This is a genomic window from Streptomyces boluensis, assembly GCF_009908195.1.
GTDB classification, from domain to species: domain Bacteria; phylum Actinomycetota; class Actinomycetes; order Streptomycetales; family Streptomycetaceae; genus Streptomyces; species Streptomyces boluensis.
This window is the reverse complement of the sequence record NZ_JAAAHS010000347.1, coordinates 1-8242: the sequence shown is the minus strand read 5'-3', so window position 1 is coordinate 8242 and position 8242 is coordinate 1. Positions and strand designations below refer to the sequence as shown.

Sequence of the window (8242 nt, the reverse complement as noted above, 5' to 3'; positions counted from 1 at the left end):
GGCCGGGGGCGGGGGCGGTGGTGGCCGCGGTGGTGGCGGCCACGGATGTGGCGACGGCGAGCGCCGTCAGGGTTCTGGCCAGGCGGGGCACAGCGTTCCTCCAGGTCGTTCGGTGGTGGTGACGTGGGGAGTGCTCAGGCTGCTCAGGAGTGATTCAGGGCTGCTCAGGCCCAGCGGACCTCAGCGGTCGCCGGGGCGCTGCGGGTGCCGTCCGGGGCCACCGCGACGAGCCGCAGCCGGGTCGTGGGCTCACCGCCGGACCGGGCCAGGGACTTGACGTAGTACACCTCGTCGTAGATCCGGCCGACCGCCTCCAGGCCGCCGTCCGACAGCTCACGGTGCAGGTCGTAGTACCAGACGCCCTGTGCGCTGAAGCGCCAGGAGAGGAACACCTCGGCCGAGCCGGAGCCCTCCGCGAGATGCGCCGCGTCGACGGTGAACCCGGCCGGGGCCGCCGGGCGCTCGGCGGCCCCGCCGAGCAGCGCCAACTCGCCGATGTTCAGGGCGTACTGGCCGCGCTTCGCCGCCGCGACCCGCACGCCGACCGCCGCGACGGTGCGGCCCGCGAACGCGTCCAGGCCGAGCGTCGCGGTGGTCCAGCCGCGCGCGGTGCGCCCGGCCGGGAGCCAGACGAACCGCTCCGGGTCGTCGGCGAGGATCAGCCCCACGTCGAGGCCGCTGTCCCCGCCGTCGTGCCCGGTCAGGAACGTCACGGAGAGCCGCTCCCCGCCGGTCACCCGCAGCGCGGTCTTGAACAGCCGCACGGTGGTGGGGTTCTCGGGGCCGAGCTCACCGGCGATGCGCAGCGAGGAGCCGCCGTCGTGGGCGCGCGTGTAGTCGTAGTCGACGGGCAGCGGCTCGCCCGAACCGCCGCTGCGGGTCCAGAACTGCCAGGTGGGCAGGATGTCCTGGATGCTCGCGTTGTTCCACTCACGGTCGCTCGCGCGCTTGCCGTCGAGGAAGAAGGCCCGCCCGTGGCCGGTGTTGAAGCGGGTGACGAACGGGAACGCGCCGATCACCGACCGCTCGGTGATGTAGCGGGCGACGCCGTCCCACTTCTTGTGGTTGTCGGCGTCGCGCGGCTTGCCGTCGTCCTCGTGCGGCCACGGCACGTACTCGGTACGGCCGGTGCGCGTCGGGTCCTCGTTCGGGCCCGACCAGTAGCGCCGCTCGCGCTGGAAGACGGCCGGCTGCGCGTCCGGGTTCTCGCGGTCCGGGTAGCGGTCCCACGCGAAGTGCGAGCCGAACAGGGCCCAACTGGTGCGGGCGGGCTTGCCCTCGGGGAAGACGAGGCGGGTGTCGTACGGCGGGTTGTAGCCGTACTTCTCGTTCTCCGTGCCGTGGAAGACCGCCTCGTACGGGTCGAGGCCCAGCTTCTTCGCCGTCTCGACGGACTTCTCGACCTGCGCGTCGTCCGGCATCCAGTAGTTCGCGAACAGGCTGTTGTTGACCGGGGTCTTGCCGTCCTGGATCCAGGGGGCGTTGCTGTCGTTCAGCTGGTTCTGGTAGTCCAGCTTCCCGTTCACCATGATCGTGTCGTACCACTGGACGTGGAAGCCCTCGGGCGCCTGCGCGCGCAGGTACTTCAGCATCTCCATCAGCTTCGCCGCGTCGGCGGGCGCGGTCTCGGCCTCCTGGTTGATGAAGTAGCCGTCGAAGCCGAAGTAGCCGGCCATCTCGATCAGCTTGTCCGCGACCGGGAATCCGCCGTCGGCGCGCTGCTCCAGATAGTCCGCGAACTCCCCGCTGCGCGGCCAGAACCAACAGCCCAGACTCTTCGCGCCGTTGCGGTGGGCGGCGTCGGTGTACGCCGGGTTGGGCAGGTTGATCAGGCCGTGCTCGGGCTCGTCGGTGGGAGATCCGTCGACGGGCATGCCGTGCCAGGAGCCGTACAGATCGGTGTACTGCCAGAAGCGCAGCAGCCGCCGGGCGAAGACATCGTTGTACTTGTACGCGGTGAAGAACGAGTTGTCGTAGTCGTAACTCAGGTTCATCAACTGCGCCCCGGTCGCGAGCTCCGGGTCGGCCTGGGTCGCCGCGAACGGTGCGATACGCGTGGCCAGCGGGACGCGCGAGCGGAAGTACTTGGCGTACCGGTCGCTCTCGGGGCTCCAGCTCTTGAGCGAGGCCGCGTTGTAACCGTGCAGGTAGGGCTGGTGCGGGGCCCGTCCGGGAGCCGGGTCGTCGGCGGCGTGGGCGGGGAGCGCGAACGGGCCGACCGGTCCGGCGAGCCCGATGGTCACGCCCGCGGCGCCGAGCATCCCGAGGAAGGCCCTGCGGTCGACGCCGCCCTTGCTGCCCTTGCTGCTACTGCCCTTGCGGTCCATCAGGCGTCAGCCCTTCGCGTCGTCGCTCCGCCCGGGGGCCCGGGGCACACGGAAAGCGGGGATTTACAGGAAGTCCGGAAGGAAAGCTGCCCGTGTTTCGCGGTACGCGTCAATACTTCGTGCTCAACTAATGCGATTTAGTTGGCCCGCACTAATGCGGTTTATCTTTCCCCTTACGTTCCCCTTGTTGAAGCGTTTAGAAGTGGCTACGATCCGGTGATCCGGCAGCCCCAACCCCGGCCCCGCGCAAGGGCGTTGCCCCTCCCCGAAGGCGCACGCGTCGACGTCAGTCGGTCTCGCGGGGCGCTGTCTCCTCGGCCCCCTGGGGCTCGGTCTCCTGAGGCTCGGCCTCACGGGGCTCGGTCGCCTGGGTTTCCGGCTCCTGGGTTTCCGACTCCAGGGTTTCCGACTCCCGGTTCTCCGTACCCGTGAAGTCGTACGGCTCGAACTTCGCCTCGCTCCCGCCGTCCCCTGACACACGCCCGCGCCGCCACCACCGCACCCGAGGGAGCCGTACGGAAGGCAGCCGCACCGACGGCATCCGCACCGAAGGGAAGGGCATGGCCGGGAGCCGGACCGCCCTGATCCGCACCCACAGGCCACGTACGCGCCACGTCCGCAGCCGCCAGGCCCGAAGGCCCAGCGCCCCCGGCACGCCGAGCGCGCCCGCCCAGAGCAGGGCGGCGATGCCCGTCTGCCACCAGACCGGGCCGAAGTCCGCCAGCCTCCCGTCGCCGAGCGGGCCGCCCGCGAGCCCGGCGAGCAGCGCGAGCGCCACCCCGCAGAGCGCCGCGGCGAGCCCGGCCGTGAGCGCCGTCTCCTTCCGCGACCAGGCGTCGGCGCGGGCGTCGTCCGGAACGCCCTTCGGAGCCGCGGCGCGTGCCGTGAACCCCGCGACGGCAAGCCCGCACGCCCCGCCCACCGCGCCCGCCGCCCAGGTCAACGGCGTACCGGCGCCCGCGTCCGGCACCGCGGCGAGCAGCGGGAACGGCGGCAGCAACGGTTCGGCGGGCGCACCCCCCGGCCAGGCCACGCTGCCGGTGCCGAGGGCGAAGCCGGGCCCGAGCCCGTAAGCCGCGCCCCACACCGCCGCGTTGGGCACCAGCGCGAGCGCGAGGAGCAGCACCGCGACCCGCCCCGCCCACACATCGGTCAGCTGGAGGTACGAGGTCTGCCCGGCCTGCGTGTGCACCACCAGGGAGACGGCGAGCAACAGCGCGCCGCCGCCGATCAGTACGACCGTCCCGGCCGCCCCCGCCCGCAGCGCCGCACCGACATGGGGGCGCAGCGCGAAGCGCCCGCCCGCGTCCTGGTCGAGCACCCGGCGCAGCGCGGCGGGCAGCGGACCGAGCGGCCTGCCGTACGCGGTCCACACCCCGGCGGCCGCGCCGAGCAGAGCGACCGCCATCAAGTGCGCGACGGCGCCCACCGGGTGCGCGCGCAGCGGCCCGCCCCCGACGAACAGCGTGACCGGAACGCCGACCACCAGATACCCGGCGACCACCCCGCCGAACGCGACCCGCGGCCGGTCCGCCGAGTCGACGGCGTCGCGGCCCGCGCGGTACAGGAACAGCGCGGGCAGCGCGACGAGCAGCAGCGGGGTGACGCCGAGCGGGGCCGGGGCGCCGGAGAGGGTGTCGGTCCTGACGAGTTCGGCGCCGTGCGCGAGGAGCCAGAGCCCGGCCGTGGCGTGCAGCGCAGCGTCCGGACCGCTGTCCGGATAGGGCGAACTGATCCACGCCGCCATCACCAGGACCGCGATCGCGCCGAGTCCGAGCCCGGCCGCGACGGCCCCGCCGACCAGACAGCTGACGAGTGCGGCCGTTCTGCGACGGCCGCTGCGGGCGAGCCCACCGAGCACGGACGACGGGCTGTGGTCGGTCGTTTGCGTCACGCCCGCCATGCTCCCAACGACACGCGCTTTCACGGCGTAACAGGCGAATGCACGTAGTGTCGCCCAATATACGTTTATGTACTTTTTCGTACGGCATTGGGCCGCCCGCAGCACCACGGCCCGTCCTGCGAACAACGGTCCGAACGACGGGCCGAACGACGGTGCTACGGCCCACGGTGTGGAGAGTCCGACATGACCCAGAGCCCCGCCACCCCGCTGCCGCCCCCGAAGGAGTGCCGACGGCTGCGCGAGGCGCAGGAGCTGACGCAGGCACAGGTCGCCGCGAAGGTGGGTGTCACCCGCGAGACGGTCAGGTCCTGGGAGACCGGCCGCACCACCCCGCGCGGCAGCAAGCGCGCAGCATACGCGCGCCTGCTCGCCGACGCCCCGGTGCGGACCCGGCCACCGACCACCACCACGGAGAAGAACCGGAAGGGCAAGTCCCGGTCGTCGTCCCGGTCGTCGTCCCGGCGTCCGGAGAGCACGGAACGTACGGAGCGGACGGAGCGGACGGAGCGGGCGGAGCGGGCGGCGAAGGTGGCGTCGACACCCGTGTCCGTGCCCGTGACCGCCACGGCTTCCATCCCCGTACGGGCTGCCGCGCTCACCGCGTCGGCCACCGCCCCGGCCGACGGAGCTGTCGAAACCGGCACCGACACCGATGAAGCCGAGACCGACACCGATGCGCAGGAGCCGTCGGCGGGTGGCGGGCTGACGCCCGATCAGGCCTTCGACGCCCTGTACGCGTTCACGTCGCCCGCCCTCGTACGCCAGACGTATCTGCTCACCGGGCGGCGGGCGCTCGCGAAGGAAGCGGTCGAGCGGGCCTTTCAGCAGGCCTGGGAGCGGTGGCCCGAAGTGGCCGTCGACCGCGACCCGGTGGGCTGGGTGCGGGCGGTGGCGTACGAGTACGCGCTCTCGCCCTGGCACCGGCTGCGGCGCCGGCACCGGCAGCCGGAGGCGCCGCCCGCCGAGGCCGAGGACCGCAAGCTCCTGGACACCCTGCTCAGCCTGCCCGCTCCGTACCGCAGGACCCTGGTGCTCTACGACGGGGTCGGGCTCGACCTGCCCGAGACCGCCGCCGAGACGGAGGCCACCACTCCGGCGGCGGCGCACCGGCTCCTGCACGCCCGCGAGGCCGTCGCCGAGCGGCTGCCCGAGCTGTCCGACCCGGCCGAACTCCAGCGCAGGCTCGACGAACTGGCCGGCGCCGAGAAGCTCGGCACCAGCAGGTCCACCGTCGTACGGGAAGGCGGAGAGCACCGCTCTCGGTTCTGGACGCGGGCGGCCATCGCGTTCACGGCCCTGATCATCGGGGCCTCGGCGCTCGCGCTCGCCACCTCACCCCGGCAGTACGAACCGGTGCCCGCGCCCGGCGCCCCGATCAGCGGGGTGCCGCCGCGGATGGGGCCCGCCAAGCCGACGCTCCAGGACAAGGCGCTCTACCGGAAGCTGCACGCGCACCCGGCCGCCGGTCCGGAACGGCTGGCCCCGCAACCCCGCTGACCGCACCGGCTGTTCGGACACATACGTGGGCCCGCACCCCTGGCAGGAGGGATGCGGGCCCACGTATGTGTGCCGTCAGGGCGTCAGCCCGTGGGGCGGTGTCAGCCGGCGAGGATGGCGCGCGCCAGCTTGGCCGTCTCGGTCGGGGTCTTGCCGACCTTGACGCCCGCGGCCTCCAGGGCCTCCTTCTTCGCCTGGGCGGTGCCCGACGAACCGGAGACGATGGCGCCGGCGTGGCCCATGGTCTTGCCCTCGGGGGCGGTGAAGCCCGCGACGTAACCGACGACCGGCTTGGTGACGTTCTTGGCGATGTAGTCCGCCGCACGCTCCTCGGCGTCGCCGCCGATCTCACCGATCATGACGATCAGGTCGGTGTCGGGGTCGGCCTCGAACGCCTCGAGGGCGTCGATGTGCGTCGTACCGATGACCGGGTCGCCACCGATGCCGACGGCCGACGAGAAGCCGATGTCACGGAGCTCGTACATCATCTGGTACGTCAGCGTGCCGGACTTCGAGACCAGGCCGATGCGGCCCGGCTTCGTGATGTCGCCCGGGATGATGCCGGCGTTCGACTGGCCCGGCGTGATGAGACCGGGGCAGTTCGGGCCGATGATGCGGGTCTTGTTGCCCTTCGACTTCGCGTACGCCCAGAAGGCGGCGGAGTCGTGGACGGCGATGCCCTCGGTGATGACGACGGCGAGGGGGATCTCGGCGTCGATCGCCTCGACGACGGCGGCCTTGGAGAAGGCCGGCGGCACGAAGAGGACGGACACGTTGGCGCCCGTGGCCTCCATGGCCTCCTTGACCGAGCCGAAGACCGGTACCTCGGTGCCGTCGAAGTCGACCTTCGTGCCCGCCTTACGGGGGTTCACGCCGCCGACGATGTTGGTGCCGTCACCCAGCATGAGCTTGGTGTGCTTCATGCCCGTGGCACCGGTCATGCCCTGGACGATGACCTTGCTGTCCTTGTTGAGGAAGATAGCCATGGCTGTTCTGTCCCTCGTCCCTTACTTCGCGGCCGCGAGCTCGGCGGCCTTGTCGGCCGCGCCGTCCATGGTGTCCACGCGCTGCACCAGCGGGTGGTTGGCGTCGCTCAGGATCTTGCGACCCAGCTCCGCGTTGTTGCCGTCGAGACGCACGACCAGCGGCTTGGTGACCTCTTCGCCCTTGGACTTGAGGAGCTCCAGGGCCTGCACGATGCCGTTGGCGACCTCGTCGCAGGCGGTGATGCCACCGAAGACGTTGACGAACACGGACTTGACGTCCGGGTCGCCGAGGATGATCTCCAGGCCGTTCGCCATGACCTCGGCGGAAGCGCCGCCGCCGATGTCGAGGAAGTTGGCCGGCTTGACGCCCGCGTGGTTCTCACCGGCGTACGCGACGACGTCCAGGGTGCTCATGACGAGACCCGCGCCGTTGCCGATGATGCCGACCTCGCCGTCGAGCTTCACGTAGTTGAGGTTCTTGGCCTTGGCTGCAGCCTCGAGCGGGTTGGCTGCGGCCTTGTCCTCGAGCGCCTCGTGGTCGGGCTGGCGGAAGTCGGCGTTCTCGTCGAGCGAGACCTTGCCGTCCAGGGCCAGGATGCGACCGTCCTTGGTCTTCACCAGCGGGTTGACCTCGACGAGGAGCGCGTCCTCGGCGACGAAGGTGTCCCACAGGGTCACCATCGCCTCGGCGACACCCTCGGCCACGTCGGCCGGGAACTGCGCCTGGGCCACGATCTCGCGGGCCTTCTCGATGTTCACACCTTCGACGGCGTTGACCGGGACCTTCGCGAGGGCCTCGGGGGTCTTCTCCGCGACCTCCTCGATGTCCATGCCGCCCTGCACCGAGGCCATGGCCAGGAAGGTGCGGTTGGTGCGGTCGAGGAGGTACGAGACGTAGTACTCAGCCTCGATCTCCGGGGAGAGCTCGGCGATCATCACCTTGTGGACCGTGTGGCCCTTGATGTCCATGCCGAGGATGTCCGTCGCGCGAGCGACGGCCTCGTCCGGGTCCGCCGCCAGCTTCACGCCGCCGGCCTTGCCGCGGCCGCCGACCTTCACCTGAGCCTTGACGACCGACTTGCCGCCCAGCTTCTCGGTGGCCTGACGTGCCGCCTCAGGCGTGTCGATGACTTCACCGGCCAGCACCGGTACACCGTGCTTGGCGAAGAGGTCCCTCGCCTGGTACTCGAACAGGTCCACGCGCGTCCGTCCCTATCAGTGGTATCGCGTCGATCGCGGCGCGGCAGGCACTTGCTGATGCGTGCTGTCGCATTCGCGTTCTGTCACGTTCGTTGTCTACGTGGGCGTGCCGCGAAGGGCAACGTGACTGCGCTGTCACTGAGGGAGGCGTGCACGGTGTCCGTGGACGCGGCATGTCCGTCTCGCAGGTTATCGCCGCAGGACGTAGGTCCCTAAATCGCAGATCACACTGCGGCGGTGATTACGGTCACAGAACACGGGCCGGGCGGCGCTGCGCGTTGCCTCGGGGTCCCCTCCGAGGGCGTACGCGCGGGGTGCGCCGCCCGGCC

Annotated in this window: 5 protein-coding genes; 1 reads left to right on the top strand and 4 read right to left on the bottom strand. The window is 71.4% G+C overall.

Annotated features, from left to right (window positions below; translation table 11 throughout):
• Positions 1-164 precede the first annotated feature (164 nt).
• Both GUY60_RS30220 and GUY60_RS30215 read right to left on the bottom strand, forming a co-directional pair.
• Positions 165-2327, bottom strand: coding sequence for an endo-beta-N-acetylglucosaminidase (locus GUY60_RS30220; RefSeq protein WP_161703535.1), 2163 nt, complete (start codon positions 2325-2327; stop codon positions 165-167).
• A 286-nt stretch (positions 2328-2613) separates the two neighbouring features.
• Complete coding sequence (locus GUY60_RS30215; protein WP_223178750.1) at positions 2614-4230, bottom strand: cell division protein PerM; 1617 nt, start codon at positions 4228-4230, stop codon at positions 2614-2616.
• 183 nt (positions 4231-4413) lie between these two features.
• Here GUY60_RS30215 and GUY60_RS30210 point away from each other — a divergent pair, with 183 nt between their 5' ends.
• The gene (locus GUY60_RS30210) at positions 4414-5727 is read left to right on the top strand and encodes a helix-turn-helix domain-containing protein (protein WP_161703531.1); all 1314 of its coding nucleotides are present in this window, start codon (positions 4414-4416) and stop codon (positions 5725-5727) included.
• Between the two features lie 101 nt (positions 5728-5828).
• Here the strand turns inward: GUY60_RS30210 and sucD are convergent, their stop codons facing one another.
• Complete coding sequence (gene sucD, locus GUY60_RS30205) at positions 5829-6713, bottom strand: succinate--CoA ligase subunit alpha (protein WP_161703529.1); 885 nt, start codon at positions 6711-6713, stop codon at positions 5829-5831.
• Positions 6714-6734: 21 nt separating this feature from the next.
• Positions 6735-7913: an ADP-forming succinate--CoA ligase subunit beta gene (sucC, locus tag GUY60_RS30200; RefSeq protein ID WP_161703527.1), complete on the bottom strand. Its 1179-nt coding sequence runs from the start codon at positions 7911-7913 to the stop codon at positions 6735-6737.
• Positions 7914-8242: the final 329 nt, after the last annotated feature.

Coding starts and splice junctions, on each gene's coding strand:
- GUY60_RS30220 (WP_161703535.1), bottom strand. CDS start 2,327: ATGGACCGCAAGGGCAGTAGCAGCAAGGGCAGCAAGGGCGGCGTCGAC.
- GUY60_RS30215 (WP_223178750.1), bottom strand. CDS start 4,230: ATGGCGGGCGTGACGCAAACGACCGACCACAGCCCGTCGTCCGTGCTC.
- GUY60_RS30210 (WP_161703531.1), top strand. CDS start 4,414: ATGACCCAGAGCCCCGCCACCCCGCTGCCGCCCCCGAAGGAGTGCCGA.
- sucD (WP_161703529.1), bottom strand. CDS start 6,713: ATGGCTATCTTCCTCAACAAGGACAGCAAGGTCATCGTCCAGGGCATG.